This is a genomic window from Rummeliibacillus sp. SL167, from assembly GCF_007896505.1.
Classification (GTDB): Bacteria; Bacillota; Bacilli; order Bacillales_A; family Planococcaceae; genus Rummeliibacillus; species Rummeliibacillus suwonensis.
Map to the genome: position 1 here is coordinate 305,008 of NZ_VCBM01000003.1, position 18,506 is coordinate 323,513.

An 18,506-nucleotide genomic window follows, 5' to 3' on the forward strand; every position below is an offset into this window, starting at 1 on the left:
TTTTCGAATATAGGAGTTCAATTTTTTCAAGCATCCTGCCCAAAATTAAAAGGAAGGTTTACTGCTTGTTCATGCATATCAAACGCCCCTAGAGCTATGGTTTATGATGTTTTTTTGCTATCATAATAAGGCGTAATGTAAAAGATGGAAGTGTGGTAATGTTTGATGACAGAAAGACATCAGTCAGTAAAAAAAACAAAGGGCGCTTTAACAAAGGAAAAAATTATTAAAATCGCTCGTCAATTATTTTATAGAAAAGGCTATGATACCACGACTACAGCAATTATTGCCAAAAAAGTGGGGGTATCTGAAGCAACCTTATACAAATATTTCAAAAATAAAATGGCATTATTATTAGCAACGGTCAAACCACAACGATTAACTTTTATGGAAATGACCTATTATCAAAGTTTAACCCATCAAGAGCTATTACATGTATGGATTGAAGAGCTAATAGACAATGTCTTTTATAACCGTCCGCAATATTCCATTATATTCAATGAATCAACAAAGCATCCAGAGTTATCTGAACAGTATATTGACAATTTATATAGTATGACAAATGCTGATCGAGAGCTTGTCCATCGGATGAATGAAGGAAAATTGCCTAAAATCGATTTGATCCTCTTTCAAGTTGGTATTATTGGATCTTTGCTCGCCATGATTACACATATGCAAATTTATAATCCTGATTTAAGTTTAAACGCGGTTCCTCCAAATATTCGTCAAACACTTATTGATCTAGTAGAAGGGAAACTCTTCAAGTAAAGTTGTAAAATATCCTCGACTAGACTAATCCATAAGTAAAGTTTCACCCAGTGAGAGTTTTCTAGACCCCCACTGGGTGAAATTGACCCAATCAGGTATTATTAACAAGCAGTTGTTCCACACTTATCCTCTGTTCTTTACTTCATATTGAAATAGTGGGCTTACTAGGATAAGTTCGGATTTTACTTAAAAACGCTTTATAGAACCGAAGTATTTTGATTTGAGGTATCATCGATTACTTCTTTTGGTTTTCGAACAAAACAAACAATGGCTGCAATGTAATAAATAATAGATGTTAAAGATAGAATCCCTGAAAGTACACCTGCTATTAGGAACATACTCCCCTCGAAATTTGCTTTTTTATCTTTTACCTTTACAACTTTTACTGTAGCTACCACACCTACTATTAGGCTGATGATACAGGATGCAATGATCAACCAACCAAATACTCCTAAGAAATTGATGACTTTTTCCATACCGTCCGTAAAGATTTGTACATCTATATCTTGAAGCTGAGGATCGTTTGACTGCTGAGATTTGAATTCTTTTAATATTTCATCTTGGAACTGTTCATTATTTTTTACTTCCGATACCCCACTTAACATAACACCTATAAATGCAATACCGATGACATTAAAAAATGTGCCGATGATTCCCAATACTATTTCTGCCGTTCTTTTCACTATATCACCTCTATACTAATTGTTATAAATTACTATACGTTCACACTTTTAAAAAGTTTCAAAATTTTGTAGGTGAATCAATTTCACAATGTAAAATTCAGATAAAAAACACGAACATTTTAAATCAACATGAACATTAATATTCAGAAATTTTTGTTCCTCTCCAGACGGCGCTTTCCACGGGCTTGGCTTCAATCTCCTCGGGTCGACACGATGTTGACCCCGAAGCCGTTGCCACAGGACGTGGCGAACTTAGGCTTTGTCCCTTCAATTGTTCCTGCGGGGCTTTCAGCTCAAGCTTTTCCCGTAGGACTTTGAATAAGCCTCCTTGAACTCACACCGCACGAAGGAAATGCGCAAGCCTAATCGGGGAGTCGCCGTCTTCCGCTCCACAACTATCAAAATTAGTTATTCTTAAATGTTCGTATTTTTTAAGAAGAAAATGATTGATGAAATTGATTCAGGTATACAAAAAAAGAGACGATAATTTATCATCAGACAGTTGCTTAGAGAAAGTTAGGATAGCGTTCAAACATGAAAAACTCCTTATTATGAACTCTCCTCTATATAGATCATCTCATTTATTAATTATAAATGGAATACTACGCTTTTACATCATCATATTCATGTGACGTTTCAAACATTTTCACAACATATGAGCAAACTGCTTCGATTCTGTATGCATTTTCTCGAGCATATTCTACTGCTCGATCTAGTAATTGTTTTGCAATGCCTTGACCACGCAATGAATAATCCACAAACGTATGATTAATCACCATAATATCACCCAATTGCGTCCATATGATTTCAGCTAGCACCTGACGATCTTCTACATACTCAAAGGCAAATTCTTCATGACCTCTATTACTCAATTGAAATTCCATATATTCACACCCCCATATTTTAGAATATAGTTTAACATATCATAACCATGTTAGGATAGCAGAGTGAATCTCTTAAGCCCTGGTTTTCCCATCTAATGCTAAAAATACCCCAAAAGATATTCAATAACACCTTTTAGGGCACTCCATTCTTTCACAAAGAATTTTTTGATTTAGCTAAATATACTACTGATTCCATCCATGATTTTTTGGAAGAAGTTTTTCACACTTGCCCAAAAACCTGAATCACTTTTAATATCGTCGTTAATTTTGTTCAACTGGTCTTTAATGTTACCACTTAAATCATCTAATTGTGTTGACCATTTACTGAAATCAATATCAAGCTTACTGATTTTATCCATTAAATCGATCAATAATTGTCGGTCTTGATCACTTAAATTGATTTCTAATTTTTTCAGTTGTTCATCAACAATTTTTTCAACATCTTCTTTTGTAGCTGGCTTTTGTTCAGCAATTTGCTTTTTAATATCGGTTAATAGTTGACTTACTTTTTCTTCATCGATACCTGAATTTTGAGCGAGGTCAGTTGCAACTGATAATTCTTGATTGGCTACATCTGTACGATCTTTATCTAGTTTTTTACCTGTTGTCACTTCATAAGCTTTGTATATTCCTGCAAGTGCAGAGTGACCTGTTACTTTTTTAGGTGCAGCAACTTCAACTGTTGCATCCTCAATCCCTGCTGTGAGCATCGCATTGGTATACATATCTGAAGTAACTTCTGTAATATTGTCAGGAGTTACGATATTGATGACAAGGCCTGAACCTGCATCTTTTGGTGTAATTTTAGCAGATGAGTAAAGGCGTGCACTTGAGTTTCCATTTTCAATATATTTCGCAATGTCCGCACCCGTGATTGTAATTTCTTCTACATCAGAATTACTTGTTACACCTAAGCTTTTTTTAACGGTTTCTTTTTCACTTGCAGAAAGACTTCCACCATAAACAACGATTGGAACACCTAGCTTTTCATTAACAACATCATCTGACGCTTGGGATGAATTAGTACTTGCATAGCTTGTTGTAGGTGCAACAATTGCAGTTGTCAAACACATAGCTGCTACCACAGCAAAGATTTGCTTTTTCATTATGAAATTCCTCCTTAAAAACCTTCATACATTTTCGTGTAATCCGTTTACGTCGTTTTGTAACAAATAATATAGAATATGCTTTAAGCATCTTCAATAATAATACGCTAAAAAGAGCAAAAAGTTTCTGAAAGTGGATAAACTTTCTCTTTTTGCTCTTGTTTTTTATTTCATAAGTGTCCAACCATCTTCTTGAATAATGCGATCTGCTTTCATCAGTGTGCCGAGAGCACGTTTAAAAGCCCCTTTGCTCATATGGAACATTTCTTTGATCTCCTCTGGTGAAGATTTATCTCCAAATGGCATTTTGCCTCCAACCTCTTCAAGATATTTAAAGATTTGTTCCGCATCATTAGAAAGACGCTCGTATACACGCGGAAGCATAGAGGCATTAATCGTACCATCCTCTTTTACTTCGATGACACGTACATTGACATCTGAACCTAGACGTGGTTCGGATGGACGTTCAGATTCATGAACGAAAATGCGATAGGGAGTGTCAACACCCAGCAAAAAGGTTCCTACTGGTAACAATCGATAAGGGCGAGCCAAAATATCCTTATTGAACAATTCAGGTTCTGCGTCTTCATATATTTCAAGCACGTGTTCTTCTGTTATCAAACGGCCAAATAGTTTACCTTCTCGATCTGTTCGCAAGGTGATATATAGATGATCTCCCGGTTCAGGCCACAGTGATTTCAACTTGGGCAAATCTTCAGATAGTACTAATACTTCTCTGGAAGTACCAATATCCACATAAACTCCTTCGCGATCGTTGACATGCAATACACGCGCCCACCCATACTCTCCTTTATAGATATGCGGCAGCGCTGTTGTTGCAGCTAGATTCCCTCTACGATCCGTATATAAAAACACGGCTATTTTTTGATTGACGTTTAATGATTCTGTTACCTCAGAAGCATTTAATGGGATATCTACATCATCATTTGTTAAAATATATTTTGATTCTTGCTTTTCTTTCACGACTAATTTTACAACTTCACCTGATTGTAACTCTGCCATATTATTAACTCCTTTCATATGACATCATTATTTGCCTAGATGAACATCTTTTAACGCTTCCAGTTTATGAATAAATTCAGGATTCTCTTCTAATACCTGTATAAGATCTGCTATACATTCAATAGAATTCCAGCTTAAATGATGCTCAATTCCTTCCACATCATCATAAATTCGTTCTTCATCTACACCAATAAGTCTTAAAAACTGCTCCAATAAGCTATGTCTCTCTACTAGTCGTTTCCCTAGCTTTAAGCCTTTGGGCGTTAAAGTAAGACCCCGATAGCGTTCATATACTAAATAACCATCTTTATCGAGTTTTTGAACCATTTTGGTAACTGAGGAAGGCAGAACTGACAATGCTTCTGCGATGTCCGATACACGTGCATAACCTTTCTGGTCAATTAGTAAATAAATTTGTTCGATGTGATCTTCCATACTCGGTGTCGGCATCTCAATTCCCTCTCTTTCGATTTCCTTCTCTTTAGTTTACTACATGAAACTGTAAAACGTAACCTATAGCATAAAAGCGTTATATTTAATTCACAGTTTTCATAATAATATGATGAATCGTTATCCATTTCATTATAGCTGAGCATTTTAAATGAACAACTTTGTGTATATCTTTTATTCACCATATGCATACTTTTGTAATCGCTTCTCGTGGAAAAACACTGTTTTTTTCTTACATTACTTGCCACAGAAAAATGCCACTGTACACGCTTATTCTACTTGCATCCATTAAAATTTCTTGCTCTTTGCACAACATCACTCTGAATAAATCTAATGTTTATCAATTACCGACATTGCTATTATTTGATCTTTGCATAAATACATGTATCACGAAGTGTTTTTCCATCAGCTGACCGACGATCCTGTTTTAATATTCCCTCTAGTTCAAATCGTGCTCGGCTTGCGACAGCTCGGCTTCTTATATTATCGCTATCACAACGAATTTCCAGACGCTTTGCGCTCAGTTCTTCAAATGCAAATTGAGAAATCCTTTGCACAGCCTCTGTCATATAACCTTTTCCTTCATATCTCGCATCTAACCAATAACCAATTTCAAACTTAGGAATCGTCCAATCAATATTATGTAAGCCCGAAGAACCGATAAATTCCCCACTGTCTTTTAAAAATACATGCAAGCGTAAATCTTTTCTTGCGATAAAATCACCGATCGCTTGGCGAAGATTTTCCTTTGTTTCTTCTTTCTTCGGTAAAGTCTGTGCCCAATGCATAAATGGTTTTAAGTTCTTGGCAGAATGTACGATAGCTTCCCAAACAGCATCTACATCTTCCATAAAAGGCATTCGTATAATTAGTCTCTCTGATTCAAAGCTGCTTGGGAAATCCCAATTTTCTTTATAATCGAAATGGTCGATTTTTACTTCATCATCCCAGCTAACAGGTGTGGTTTTCCCTTCCAAATAATCCTGACGCGTAATACCATACGTAACTGCATCATAATAAGCATCTTCTTTTGGTACATACCATGCTTGACGAAGATGAGCCTCTTTGACAAAACCAGCGTTTTCAAATGTCTTTCTCATAGCAATATTATCTTGTCTAGTATGACCTTCTAAACGTATTTTATTGTTTGGCAACGAGAAAACATATTCACTAATCAATTTTAATGCTTTGGTCCCATAGCCTAATCCTCTCCACTTCTCGGCTATGCGTAAATCAAACAATGGTATGTCATCTTGCAAATCATATATTTTTACCATTCCTACTTGTACATCAGCATCATCGACTAACCAAAATGTTTTGGCTTCATCTGATTCGTAGCCACCTTCATCAATTGTCTTTTCAACAATATCTCTCGCGGGATGTGAATTGACATGATATGGCCATATATTGGTCGTTATAAACTCTATCAACTGTTCTTGTTCTTCCATTGTCCATTCGATTAGTTTCATATTATTCGCCTCCGATTGTATGAACATTTGTATGTTATTTTTACTCGACTAACAATATCTTAATCTTACATATACCTAAATGGGATTCTACAATCTTTATCATACCGGAATAATCAATAGTTATGTTAATCATTTTATCTATATTTTTCTATTAAACTAATTGGATAACAGCGTTTAATCGATCAAGAATGAATATTTCGCATTTGAGAATCATTTATTATTTTTATATATTTGAATCGATTCCATAAATCATTTTCTTCTTGAAAAATGCGAACGTTTAATAATAACTAATTTTAATATTGTGAAGTCATTCAACTAGCTGATTTTCGCTACGGCTTGCTCACTTCTGCGGGACTTTGAATTTATTTTCTGCATGAGCAATGCACGAAGAAAATGGATATGCATTTTCAAGAATTCAAGCAAGCTTTCGCTTTAATCCATATAATTGGAGCTAAAGCATAGAATTTTTTATAATTATGCCAAACATTCAGCCTTATTTTTTTAATCGATACGCCTAAAATAATACCTAAAGGGGTGGGTTTATGAACAAAGGGCAATGGAATATGATTACCGATGTAGCAGATGTTCATGTTGGGCATGTTACATTATATGAGAAGTTAGATGCAGAGGATACAATTTGTACAGGCGTAACAGCTATTTTGCCACACGGAGGCAATCTATTTGAGCAGAAGATTCCTGCGGCAAGCTTTGTCTTAAATGGATTTGGAAAGTCAATAGGGCTTGTTCAAGTAGAAGAGTTGGGATTAATGGAGTCTCCATTAATGTTAACGAATACCTTTAGTGTAGCAGCTGTTTTAGATGGCACTTTAGATTATATGCTTCAACAAAATCCTAGTATTGGCGACTCTACTAGTTCACTTAATATCGTTGTGGGCGAATGTAATGATAGCTTTCTTAATAGTATGAGGCTTCGTGCTGTAAAGCCAGAGCATGCTATATCTGCTATACGTAACGCCAAACATGCACCATTTGGACAAGGTGCTATCGGTGCTGGCAAAGGAATGATCTGCTATGAGCGGAAGGGTGGCATTGGGTCATCCTCAAGAATCGTTAAACGGGATGGTGAAAGTTTTACAGTTGGTGTACTAGCACTCACCAATTTCGGTAACGCTGGTGAATGTCGTTTCACAAGTTGGCAACAAAATCCTCCTATCGAAAAACCCGATGGCTCTGTAATCGTTGTTATAGCAACTGATGCACCACTCAGTGATCGCCAACTAAAAAGACTAGCTAAAAGGGCGGCTATTGGACTTGGACGTACAGGTACCCATATTCATAATGGCAGTGGTGATATTATGATCGCTTTTTCAACTGCCTACACAATTCCGCATCAATTTAGTTCATCCATTGGCGAAGCGGTAGCATTTGTGAGAGATGATTCCACAATAATGAATGACCTTTTCCAAGCGGCTATTGAAGCGACAGAAGAATCGGTCTATCAATCATTGCTGCATGCTGAGACAACGGTTGGCCGGAAAAATCGTGTTGTAGAGAAAGCCAAATTTAAATAATAAAAGAGACCTGGACATAAGCTGAAAACGAGTTGATTTTAATGAAAATAAAACCACATGAAGGCAAATGTAAAAGCTTTGACTTCATGTGGTTTATTCATTTTAAACAGATTTTATCCCTGCCTCTTTATACGATTTGCCATCCTAAAGTAACAAGGATAATCCCTGCAAATAATGTTAAAACAGGATATAAAAATGCTACTCGTTTATCGTGTTCTCGCAATAATCTTACTGTATCAAAAGCAAATGTAGAAAACGTTGTAAATGCTCCTAAAAAACCTGTAGCCAAGAATGCTGTCCATAACTGCTGATCAACTGTTATGTGAAGGGCCAATCCCATCAACAACGAACCAACACTATTGACGATAAATGTTGCTACATAGTATGGCTGTTTTTGATGTTCCATCCAAACAATCATTCCATAACGTGCAAGTGTACCTAAACCCCCACCAACAGCAAGTACGAGCCAAATCATAGACGCTCACCTGCTTTCTTGTTAGGAACGGCAAGTAAATAACCGAACGACGCCAATGCAACACATAAAGTCGTCATGATGATTGCATAAATGACTGCCATCACAACATGTTCTTGCATTAATATTAACCAACTAGCTGAAAATGTGGAAAATGTCGTGAAACCGCCAAGCATGCCAGTCGTCAAAAATAACTTCCAACTCATATTCTGTTGTAGAAAACGTGTGAATAAACCATTCAATATGCCCATAGCAAAACTTCCTACACCATTTACGATCCACAGCATCCATTCAGTTGGGACAGTTATCATAACACCGTAACGCATCAAGGTACCTAATATTCCACCTAATACTACTCCTACTACATTTTTTATCATTTAATGCACCTTCAATTTATTTACTTGATCCCACGTTAACGGGCCGTTAGATCCCCATTTCAAGGTTTAGAGAGAAAACGAGAAAGATAGGTGGGGGGAATCCAACTGCCGCATGCGCCCGATTGGTTCGGACGGGCAGGATGTTGGTCACTCAGATGTTGCCACAGGATATGGCACTTTTAACCTGAGTTCTTCTATTTCAGTGAGGGATGGAGAAAACCTCCGCTGATGGAAGCTTCACTTTATTATTCGTTCCTCCAACAGCTACAACATAGGGGGAAAATCCTATTTCTCTTGTATGAAGCCAAGTGTGTTTATTATCCTTATTTTTCCATTAGTATATCTAGTATGAAATATCTTTTTATTCGGCTTTCAATATCAATGTATGACCATTTAAAATTTTACCATTTATCACGGTTTCATGGTACTTTCCATTCACCCAATCGTCCACTTGGTCATGATACCATTTTGATCTTAAATGTTCACTTTGCCCAGGACCAACGATATGATAAGCCTTTGACAAATCACTTAAATCGGCAATAAAACGCCATGAGGCACCATGATCCACAATACCTGTTTTATTGGAAGCAGCCGCGCGAACAGTCACCTTTGACCCTGACACAGCTGTTGCTTTAGAATCTAAAAAATAAGCCAAAATAGAAGATGCTGAAGATAACGGATGTTTGAAAATAACTTGGTGATAATCTCCCCACCGCCATTTTGATACATCATCACCATAATTTTTTTTAATCTCTTTCACAGTTTCCTCTAATGCTTTTGTCACCAGTTCATCGATGCCGCCAGCTTTATCCACAAACTCTCCTGGCTTTCCTCTATATGCTTGTCGAAGTATTTCATCAGCAATATTATATTTTCCCGGCATCATTTGATAAACATCTGCAGGCATTGATTTCTTAAAAAGTTGATCTTGAATTTTAATCATCCATAGATGGAACACAAGCGGCGCACCTTCAGATATAGAATCTTGATAATCCCAATCCTCCATCATTCTTACAATATCCTTTAGTTTATGTTGTTTTTTCACTGATTCAATAAGATGAGGCAAAAATTCTTTTGCATATGAATTCTCTGTATCTAGCTGCATGTTTTTGATATCTTCTACAGTAAAGTCGTCTTTTTCTTCTAGCATTTCCACGATTCGTTCATAGCGGTAGGGTTGTGCCCAAAAGTCTGTAATATGATATGGGTAGCCGCTTCCTACAACCTTATTGTTTGCGGTTGCAATATATCCGTTATCCGGATTAATCACTTTCGGTAAATGATTAAAATCAATATAACCTTTCCAACCATAATCCGCTGAATAACCTGGCACAGGGAATTGACCATCCCCTCTTTTGCGAATAGGGATTAGTCCATTCGCTTTATAAGCGATCGTTCCATCTTTGGACGCAAATACAAAATTTTGGGCAGGTACCTTAAAATCATTTAGCGCGGTTTCAAACTCCTCCCAATTTTTTGCTTTATCCATATTCAACACAGCCTGTAGTTCTTGCGTAGATTGTAATGCTGTCCATTGCATCGAGAAAACTGCTGTTGGCTTTTCTTTTTTGAATGCTAAGTCTGAAACAACAGGACCATGTCTTGTAACAATTACCTCATAATCAATAGTCTTCTGATTTTTTACTTGAATCTTTTCCTTTCGAACTTCCGCTTGTTCCCATTTATTTTCATATTTAAATTGCGTTGGATTATCTGGATTAGGTATTTCAATATATAAATCTTGTACATCAGGTCCCACATTGGTAACACCCCAAGCAATTTGATCGTTATGACCTAAAATAATCCCTGGAATACCAGTAAAAATAACTCCACTCACATTTTGAGTAGGTGATGTAAGATGCATTTGATACCATATAGAAGGTGTACTCAACCCTAGATGAGGATCATCTGCCAATAATGGTTTCCCACTTTTCGTTTTATCTCCAGATAAAACCCAGTTGTTACTACCATTAAATTCGTTTGGAATAAGAGACGCATCGAATTGTCCAGAAACTTTCACAGGATTTTCGATATTTTCTTCTATAATGGACTTTGCGTTATCTGGATAATGGATCATCAATTCTTGCACTTCATCTGCGGTCAAATTGGTCAAAGCCCAATGTCTAAACGCCAACATGTTCCAATTTCCACCTAAATCGTAAGCCATATATTTTCCAATTGTTAAGGAATCTATTTCTGTCCAACGTTTTGGTTCATATCCTAATAATTTAAATTCATATGGGAGTGTTCCTTTTTCTTTTGCCTGCTCCATATAGGCATTAACTCCTTCTGCATACCAAGCAAGCACTTGTTTAGCTTTCTTTGAGTAGCCATCATAGGATTTTTTAGCAGCATCCCTTAAACTAAATGTTCTAAAAAACTTATCTGTTTTGACCGTTGATGGACCAATTATCTCTGATAACGTGCCACTTGCTTGCCTACGTGATAGGTCCATTTGGAATAAACGATCTTGCGCTTGAACAAAACCCTGTGCACGATAAAGATCGGCATCAGACTTTGCATGGATATGAGGTACGCCTTTTTCATCTCTTGTTACGGTAACATCCTGATCCATTCCCTTAACGCTTATCTTTCCTTCAATTTGTGGTAAAGATTTATCAATATAATAATTTACGTAAAGGGCAAACGCTATCACCATAATGACCAAAATACCGAGTATACTTCCAATCCATTTCCCGTATCGACTCAGTTTTTTCTTCATACGTATCCCTCCCACTTTCTCTATATTCCAAAGGTTTACGCTTTATCCCTGATTCCCTATTAAAAATACAGTTGGATAATGTGAAACTTCCATCAGTTGGGGCTTTCTTCATCCCCACTGAGCTAGAAGAACTCAGGTTAAAAGCGCCACGTCCTGTGGCAACACCTGAGGGACCAACATCTTGCCCGTCCAAATCAAGCGGACTTTTACAGGCAGTTAATCCCCCCATCTATCTCTCTATATCTTGAGTTGGGGGTCTTACTGCCCGTTAAAGAGGGATAAAGTTAAAACAGAAAATTAGAGTTATTGAAAAGGGACATTTTTAAACTAAAAATAAAAGCACGAAGGCTGTTTTGATCAGCTTCCATGCTTTTATGAATTTTTTTTAAAAGGAATTTAAGGTATATCTTCTTTTTAGATCTGTTTAGCAATATGTTGATACTTGATGGGATTTTTCTACATATGAACCCTCTGCTCAGATGAATCGAGCATTTTTCATTCGCTAAATACTTTCCTCCATCACTTCAAGTAACATGAAAAATCAACGATGACATCTAACAGATCCTTCTATCACACTTTAGCTTCTAGCATAATCGGGCAATGGTCACTCCCTAAGATATGATCATGAATCTCAGCCTTTGTAATTTGTTCTTGTAAACGTTCGGACAGGATAAAGTAATCGATACGCCATCCAATATTCCGTTCACGCACTTTATTCATATAAGACCACCATGTGTAATGATCTGTTAAGTCTGGATACAGATATCGAAAAGAGTCTGTAAAACCTGAATTTAGTAATCTAGTCATTCTACCTCTTTCTTCATCTGTAAAACCAGAGTTTCCGATATTAGCTTTAGCATTTTTGAGATCAATTTCTTCATGTGCTACATTTAAATCCCCACAATAGATAACAGGTTTGACTTGATCTAATGCTTTTAAATATGCTCGTAATTCATCCTCCCAAGCGATGCGATAGTCTAAGCGGGTCAAATCACGTTTAGAATTGGGTGTATATACATTTACTAAATGAAAATTGTTGTATTCTAGTGTAATAATACGTCCCTCTTCCTGCGTATCATCACCAATGCCATATTTCACTGATATGGGTTCATGTTTTGTGAAAATAGCTGTGCCTGAATAACCTTTTCGTTCAGCATAGTTCCAAAATTGATGGTAATTAGGTAATTCTAACTCTACTTGTCCATCTTGACATTTTGTTTCTTGAATGCTAAAAAAATCGGCATCCATGGTATCAAAATAATCCATAAATCCTTTTTTTAGACAAGCACGAATACCATTTACATTCCATGATACAAATTTCAATGTCATAATCTCCCTATATGTAAAAATACGCCTTCCGCAAATGATCGGCGAAAGACGCTATCCATTACACCCCAGTGTAAGGACATTCGGATTTTTTTCTAGTTTGCTCTAGAAGCTCCTCTTCAAAATCCGTGGCATCTTCGCCGGAAACTTCATCTTGACTCAGCAGGCATGTTTGTACATCCGCTGAATAGAAAATAAAATCACATTCATCTCATCACTTGAATCAATTTCATAATGCAAAATTTAGATGAAAAACACGAACATTTCGAATCAACATGAACATTAATATTCAGAAGTTTTTGTTCCGCTCCAGACGGCGCTTTCCACGGGCTTGGCTTCAATCTCCTCGTCACTACGTTCCTGCGGGGCTTTCAGCTCAAGCTTTTCCCGTAGGACTTTGAATAAACTTCTTGAACTCACATCGCACGAAGGAAATGCGCATGCATTTTCGAGGAGTCGCCGTCTTCCGCTCCACAACTATCAAAATTAGTTATTCTTAAATATTCGTATTTTTTAAAAAGAAAATGATTTATGAAATTGATTCACTTATACATCTTTTATACCTATTGTTGCGCTTTCGGTACAAAAAAGATTTGCTCCAATGGCTATGCTTTCGTCACAAAACATTAGCTCCTGTTGCTGTGCTTTCGCCACCATAAAAGATTGCTGAATCAAGATAAAAGTTTTATTATTTTTGATCGATTGGTAAATCTTCTCCAACGATTTTAACTTCTGTTTCAAGATTTACATTGAATTTTTCTTTTACAGCTTTCTGCACCATATGAATGGTTTCAATATAGTCGGTGGCAGTTGCATTACCTTTGTTAATGATAAAGCCCGCATGTTTTGTAGAGACCTCAGCGCCACCTACACCTTTTCCCTGCATGCCACTATCTTGAATAAGTTTTCCAGCAAAATAACCTGGAGGACGCTTGAAAACACTTCCCGCAGAAGGATATTCAAGTGGTTGTTTTGATTGTCGTTTGAATGTTAAATCTGCAATTTTGGCATCAATCATTGCTTGATCACCCTTTTCCAATTCGAAAATAGATGACAATGCATAATAACCGTTCTTTGCAATAATACTTTTACGGTAGCCAAGCTCTAATTGCTCTTTTGAAAGATCTAATATTTCACCCGTTTTTGTCAATACTTTGCAGCTTACGATGACATCATTGATCTCCCCGCCGTAAGCACCGGCATTCATAGCCATTGCACCACCAATAGATCCAGGGATACCACATGAAAATTCAAGACCCGTTAGTGATTTAGCAGCTGCCGCCTTTGAAACATCTTTAATAAGTGCACCAGATTGTGCATATACCGTTGTGCCTTCAATATGAATTAGATTTAACTTCGAAAGATTTAAAACAATCCCTCTAATACCACCATCTCTAATAACCATATTTGAACCATTTCCTAGCAAAAAGATTGGTACTTGGTGGAGATATGCATATTTTACAACTTCAGCGGCTTGTTCTTCTGTAGAGGGCATCACAAATACATCTGCATTGCCCCCAAGTTTTGTCATTGTATAATTTTTAAGTGGTTCGTCTATTTTAACATCTTGAGTATTTACAATAGTAGATAAATCATTAAACCATTGTTCTTTCATAATGGAAAGTCCATTCCTTTCATACTTTCTTTTCCACCATTAAGTATGAAGATACAATGCCATTTTTACAAGTGAAAATAACCTAAAGCCATCTTTTTGACCAAATTTCAATTGCATCAATGGCACCTTTTAGACTTAATCCCATTTCTGTAAGACTATATTCAACTCGAACAGGAACTTCTGTATACACTTGTCGTTCCACGAGTCCCTCTTTTTCCAATTCTTTTAAACGTTCTGACAGTAAACGACCACTAATAGGAAGTGAAGATTCAATTTCGTTAAATCGTTTTGGTCCTTCTAATAATTCATATAAGATTAAGCCAACCCAACGTTTTCCAATCAAATCCATTGCTTTTGACAATCGTGGACATAATGCTGTTTCTTTCATATATTCTCACCTCTGATAATTACATTGTACCGATAATCCAAAAAAATGCAAACTTTTCGTAACTTAATTACTTGACGTAATCAATTTACTGTTTTATAGTAAGTTACGAAAAGTAAGTTATGAATTATTGAAAGGAGGAATTACCTTTGACTTTCAAGTTAGATCCTAAAATGCAATTGGGATATGTACAATTGCGTGTAAAATCATTAACAGCTCAAAAAAAGTTTTATCAAGCATTGGGATTTAATATTATAAAAGAAAAGGATAAAGAAGTCATATTTGGCGCTGGAAGTTCAGAACCTATTCTTATCTTAACAGCGAGTGAGGATGTAGTTTCTAGACCGCCTCGCACTACTGGTCTTTACCATTTTGCGATTCTAGTTCCGAGTCGTGAGGATCTTGCCTATATGGTGGGCAATTTGATGAAAATAAAAGCTCCATTCAGTGGTGCCGGTGACCATTTATACTCTGAAGCATTCTATTTAACAGATCCAGAGGGAAATGGTATTGAAATATACCGTGATAGACCACGGAGCGAATGGACCATCAAAGATGACGGCGGGATCGATACGGATACACTACCAGTTGATTTTAATGGCATTATGGCTCTATTTGATCCTAACCGTGAATGGACAGGCTTCCCTAAGGGTACGGTTTTAGGTCACATGCATTTAACCGTATCTAAATTAAATGATGAACTTAGCCACTTCTATTTAGAAGCACTTGGTCTAGATTTAAAAACAAACTTTATGGGTTCAGCTTACTTTATGTCAGCAGGTGGCTATCACCATCATATTGCTGCAAATGTTTGGAGCGGTATTGGCGCACCGTTAGCACCATCTGTTGCTAACGGCCTGATCAACTATTCATTAAACCTTTCTTCTATTGATGAACTAAATAAGTTGAAAGGAAACTTAACAGAGCATCATGTTTCTTATGAAGAAGTCGATGGAAAAGTAATCGTTCAAGACCTGAATCACAATGGTATGATTTTTAGTGTTAAAAACACTTAATTTAAAATTCACAATATCTTTAATTAATATCTCTTGATTTCAAGATAATTATGTATTATGATAATGACAATAAAACAAATAGACTTTAGGAGGAAATTAAAAATGACAAAATTTAACGTTGACGTAGCACACTCTAACCTAGGATTTGAAGTAAAACATATGATGATTTCAAAAGTAAAAGGTGGTTTCGATTCATTCACAGCTGACATCGAAGGAAACCCAGAAGATTTAACAAATGCTTCTATCAAATTTGAAATCGATGTAAACAGCATCAATTCAAACAACGCTGATCGTGATAACCACTTAAAATCAGCTGACTTCTTTGATGCAGAACAATTCCCTAAAATTACTTTTGTTTCAACTGATATCAAATCAGAAGGCGATGGCGAATACAAACTAACAGGCGATTTCACTATTAAAGATGTAACAAAACCAGTTACTTTTGATGTTGAATATGGTGGTAAAGGTACTAACCCATGGGGTGTAGAAGTTGTAGCATTCGAAGCTTCAAGTAAAATCAACCGAAAAGATTTCGGCTTAACTTGGAACGCAGCACTTGAAACTGGTGGCGTACTTGTTGGTGAAGATATCAAAATCAAAGTAGAATTAGAACTTAACCCAGCTCAATAATTCTAAACTGTGAGAAACTTTCTAAAAAGTGTTGTTTTGATTAGTTAGCGAAAAGCTGCTCATTCTATTAGGTAGAATGGGCAGCTTTTTTATGGTGAAACGATGAAGTGACGAAAGGAGATCAATAGGAATAGCTGCTTGTTTAATTATGGAGGATTGGTTGATTGAAGTAAGTGGCAACTTCTCGAGAATGCACCCTATCTATATCTGCTTTATGCGCTCTTTATTTGCCCTCTGATGGTTTATTCGCTCTTTGAGACCATTTATTTGCTCCTTTGATGGATTTATTCGCTCTCTCGGAGACTTTATTTGCCCTTTCGGAGACTTTATTTGCCCTTTCAAAAATTTTATTCGCTCTTCAAACAATTTTCAATTTATATCTTTCATCGACTACTTCCCTTCCTTCTATGATAAATCTTCACAAAAAAGCCCCTTAAGTTAGACTTCAATTGATCCAGTCCAACTTAAAGGGTTCAACTTAACACATGAATTCATGTCGAGATTTCATTAGGCTTCAATAGCAAGCTTTTTTAAATGATTAGCTGCTGCTTTAACTTCTTCTAAACCTTTTTCAATGATTTCTTGTGCTTTATCAGGTGTTGCATTATGACCTTCAATAACCACTTCATCGATGATTTCCATGCCGAATATACCACCAAATACATTACGCATATAGTTTACACACATTTCCATTGGTGCTGTTTCTGGAATAGAATAAACTCCACCGCGAGCATTTAAGAAAATAGCTTTTTTCTCTGGCATTAAGCTCACTAAATTACCGTTAGCATCATATTTAAAAGCAAATCCTGCAGCATATACATAATCGATAAATGTATGCAATTTAGCTGGGATGGTTAAGTTCCATAATGGGAATGCAAATACAACAACATCAGCTGCTGAAATAGCATCCATTGCTTTTTGTTTGGCAGCTAGTGTGCGTTTTTGAAGATCAGATAATTCTTCACCATTTTGTACTTTACCGAATGCTTCAAGAAGATCCTGCCCAAAATATGGAGTGTCTTCTTCATATACATCATATACAGAAACATTAAGGTTAGAACCTTTAATTTCTTCCATAAATGTTTCATACATTTTACTTGAAACAGCTTGATCAGCTGGGCGATTATTTGCTTTTACTACTAATACATTTGTCAAAGTATATCTCTCGCTTTCTATTATTTGCAAAATGAACATCTCCAATTCGAGATAAAACCATTGTAAAAGAAAACACATTCATAGTCAACGAACATGCCCTCATACTTTCGACTGATATTTACAATTCACACTTACCATCTGTACAAGTTCCTATACCCTCTTGCCCCATCATTTTCAAGCTTGGTCGTAATCCTTCCTCCTGAGCAACTTGACGAACCGCATTTTCAAAAACCTCTCCTGGTTGTGCACCAGATATTGCATATTTTCCATTGAATACAAAAAACGGTACACCACGTATTCCGATTTGCGATGCTTCTTGGATATCTGATAGTACTTCGTCTGCAAAGGATCCATCATTTAGAACATCTTCTACTGCTTGTCGTTCTAAGCCGATCTCTACTCCCAATCCCACTAAAATATCAGTTAAACCTATTTCTTGATTTTCTATAAAGTAGGCTTGTAGCAATCGTTCACTCATCTCAGCACCTTTTCCTACAGACTCAGCATATTTTGCTAGGCGATGGGCTTTAAACGTATTTGCTGGTTTCATATTTTCATACTGATAATTTAATCCCAGTGTTGCAGCACGATCAATAATGCCTGCTGTTTGTGCTTTTACTTGCTCAATTGTTGTACCATATTTCTTAGCTAACACTTCATATATACTTTCTTCTGACGTTGCAGGCGAATCAGGACTAAGTTGATAGCTTTTGAGTTCTATATCCACTTGATCTTGAAAGCCTGTTTTTTCGATCGCATTTTCTAGTTCCCTTTTTCCAATGTAGCAAAAAGGACATACATAATCTGACCAAACTTCAATTTTCATGTTCATTCACCTCTCGAATTATTGTATCGAGCCTTTTATAGATTATGCAATTTTTCTGCCTATGTAT

19 protein-coding genes are annotated in these 18,506 nt (G+C 36.4%); 4 read left to right on the forward strand and 15 right to left on the reverse strand.

Annotated features, from left to right (window positions below; genetic code table 11):
- Positions 1-165 precede the first annotated feature (165 nt).
- Positions 166-768, forward strand: coding sequence for a TetR/AcrR family transcriptional regulator (locus tag FEZ13_RS14900; RefSeq protein ID WP_146553327.1), 603 nt, complete (start codon positions 166-168; stop codon positions 766-768).
- A 197-nt stretch (positions 769-965) separates the two neighbouring features.
- Here the strand turns inward: FEZ13_RS14900 and FEZ13_RS14905 are convergent, their stop codons facing one another.
- From FEZ13_RS14905 to FEZ13_RS14930, 6 genes are all read right to left on the reverse strand, one after another.
- Positions 966-1,451 (reverse strand): DUF4064 domain-containing protein, encoded by a 486-nt coding sequence (locus FEZ13_RS14905; RefSeq protein ID WP_186725942.1) that lies wholly within the window; start codon positions 1,449-1,451, stop codon positions 966-968.
- A 602-nt stretch (positions 1,452-2,053) separates the two neighbouring features.
- Positions 2,054-2,335, reverse strand: coding sequence for a GNAT family N-acetyltransferase (locus FEZ13_RS14910; protein WP_146553329.1), 282 nt, complete (start codon positions 2,333-2,335; stop codon positions 2,054-2,056).
- A 170-nt stretch (positions 2,336-2,505) separates the two neighbouring features.
- Positions 2,506-3,441, reverse strand: coding sequence for a DUF1002 domain-containing protein (locus tag FEZ13_RS14915; protein WP_146553330.1), 936 nt, complete (start codon positions 3,439-3,441; stop codon positions 2,506-2,508).
- A gap of 165 nt (positions 3,442-3,606) precedes the next feature.
- Positions 3,607-4,464: a CvfB family protein gene (locus tag FEZ13_RS14920; RefSeq protein WP_146553331.1), complete on the reverse strand. Its 858-nt coding sequence runs from the start codon at positions 4,462-4,464 to the stop codon at positions 3,607-3,609.
- Between the two features lie 27 nt (positions 4,465-4,491).
- Positions 4,492-4,914 (reverse strand): transcriptional regulator MntR, encoded by a 423-nt coding sequence (gene mntR / locus FEZ13_RS14925; RefSeq protein ID WP_146553332.1) that lies wholly within the window; start codon positions 4,912-4,914, stop codon positions 4,492-4,494.
- A gap of 359 nt (positions 4,915-5,273) precedes the next feature.
- On the reverse strand, positions 5,274-6,383 hold the full coding sequence (locus FEZ13_RS14930) for a GNAT family N-acetyltransferase (protein WP_146553333.1): 1,110 nt from the start codon (positions 6,381-6,383) through the stop codon (positions 5,274-5,276).
- A gap of 542 nt (positions 6,384-6,925) precedes the next feature.
- On the opposite strand from FEZ13_RS14930, the gene FEZ13_RS14935 reads away from it, so the two are divergent.
- Positions 6,926-7,915: a P1 family peptidase gene (locus FEZ13_RS14935; protein WP_146553334.1), complete on the forward strand. Its 990-nt coding sequence runs from the start codon at positions 6,926-6,928 to the stop codon at positions 7,913-7,915.
- 127 nt (positions 7,916-8,042) lie between these two features.
- On the opposite strand, the gene crcB is transcribed toward FEZ13_RS14935, so the two are convergent.
- From crcB to FEZ13_RS14965, 7 genes are all read right to left on the reverse strand, one after another.
- Positions 8,043-8,390 (reverse strand): fluoride efflux transporter CrcB, encoded by a 348-nt coding sequence (crcB, locus tag FEZ13_RS14940; protein WP_146547874.1) that lies wholly within the window; start codon positions 8,388-8,390, stop codon positions 8,043-8,045.
- Positions 8,387-8,764, reverse strand: coding sequence for a fluoride efflux transporter FluC (locus FEZ13_RS14945; protein WP_255473195.1), 378 nt, complete (start codon positions 8,762-8,764; stop codon positions 8,387-8,389). The genes crcB and FEZ13_RS14945 overlap by 4 nt, the downstream gene beginning before the upstream one ends.
- Positions 8,765-9,125: 361 nt before the next feature.
- Positions 9,126-11,486: a penicillin acylase family protein gene (locus tag FEZ13_RS14950; RefSeq protein ID WP_146553335.1), complete on the reverse strand. Its 2,361-nt coding sequence runs from the start codon at positions 11,484-11,486 to the stop codon at positions 9,126-9,128.
- Positions 11,383-11,715, reverse strand: coding sequence for a hypothetical protein (locus tag FEZ13_RS19670; protein WP_186725943.1), 333 nt, complete (start codon positions 11,713-11,715; stop codon positions 11,383-11,385). The genes FEZ13_RS14950 and FEZ13_RS19670 overlap by 104 nt, the downstream gene beginning before the upstream one ends.
- Positions 11,716-12,056: 341 nt before the next feature.
- Positions 12,057-12,809, reverse strand: a complete 753-nt coding sequence (locus tag FEZ13_RS14955) for an exodeoxyribonuclease III (RefSeq protein ID WP_146553336.1) — start codon at positions 12,807-12,809, stop codon at positions 12,057-12,059.
- Positions 12,810-13,500: 691 nt separating this feature from the next.
- Positions 13,501-14,430 (reverse strand): UDP-N-acetylmuramate dehydrogenase, encoded by a 930-nt coding sequence (gene murB / locus FEZ13_RS14960; protein WP_146547870.1) that lies wholly within the window; start codon positions 14,428-14,430, stop codon positions 13,501-13,503.
- 79 nt (positions 14,431-14,509) lie between these two features.
- Entirely contained in the window at positions 14,510-14,815 is a 306-nt protein-coding gene (locus tag FEZ13_RS14965; protein WP_146547869.1) for a winged helix-turn-helix transcriptional regulator, read from the reverse strand.
- 146 nt (positions 14,816-14,961) lie between these two features.
- On the opposite strand from FEZ13_RS14965, the gene FEZ13_RS14970 reads away from it, so the two are divergent.
- Entirely contained in the window at positions 14,962-15,828 is an 867-nt protein-coding gene (locus FEZ13_RS14970; RefSeq protein WP_255473196.1) for a VOC family protein, read from the forward strand.
- 102 nt (positions 15,829-15,930) lie between these two features.
- On the forward strand, positions 15,931-16,458 hold the full coding sequence (locus FEZ13_RS14975; RefSeq protein ID WP_146553337.1) for a YceI family protein: 528 nt from the start codon (positions 15,931-15,933) through the stop codon (positions 16,456-16,458).
- Between the two features lie 507 nt (positions 16,459-16,965).
- On the opposite strand, the gene FEZ13_RS14980 is transcribed toward FEZ13_RS14975, so the two are convergent.
- Together FEZ13_RS14980 and FEZ13_RS14985 are read right to left on the reverse strand one after the other, a co-directional pair.
- On the reverse strand, positions 16,966-17,613 hold the full coding sequence (locus tag FEZ13_RS14980) for an FMN-dependent NADH-azoreductase (RefSeq protein ID WP_255473197.1): 648 nt from the start codon (positions 17,611-17,613) through the stop codon (positions 16,966-16,968).
- Between the two features lie 118 nt (positions 17,614-17,731).
- The gene (locus tag FEZ13_RS14985; protein WP_146553338.1) at positions 17,732-18,439 is read right to left on the reverse strand and encodes a DsbA family oxidoreductase; all 708 of its coding nucleotides are present in this window, start codon (positions 18,437-18,439) and stop codon (positions 17,732-17,734) included.
- Positions 18,440-18,506: the final 67 nt, after the last annotated feature.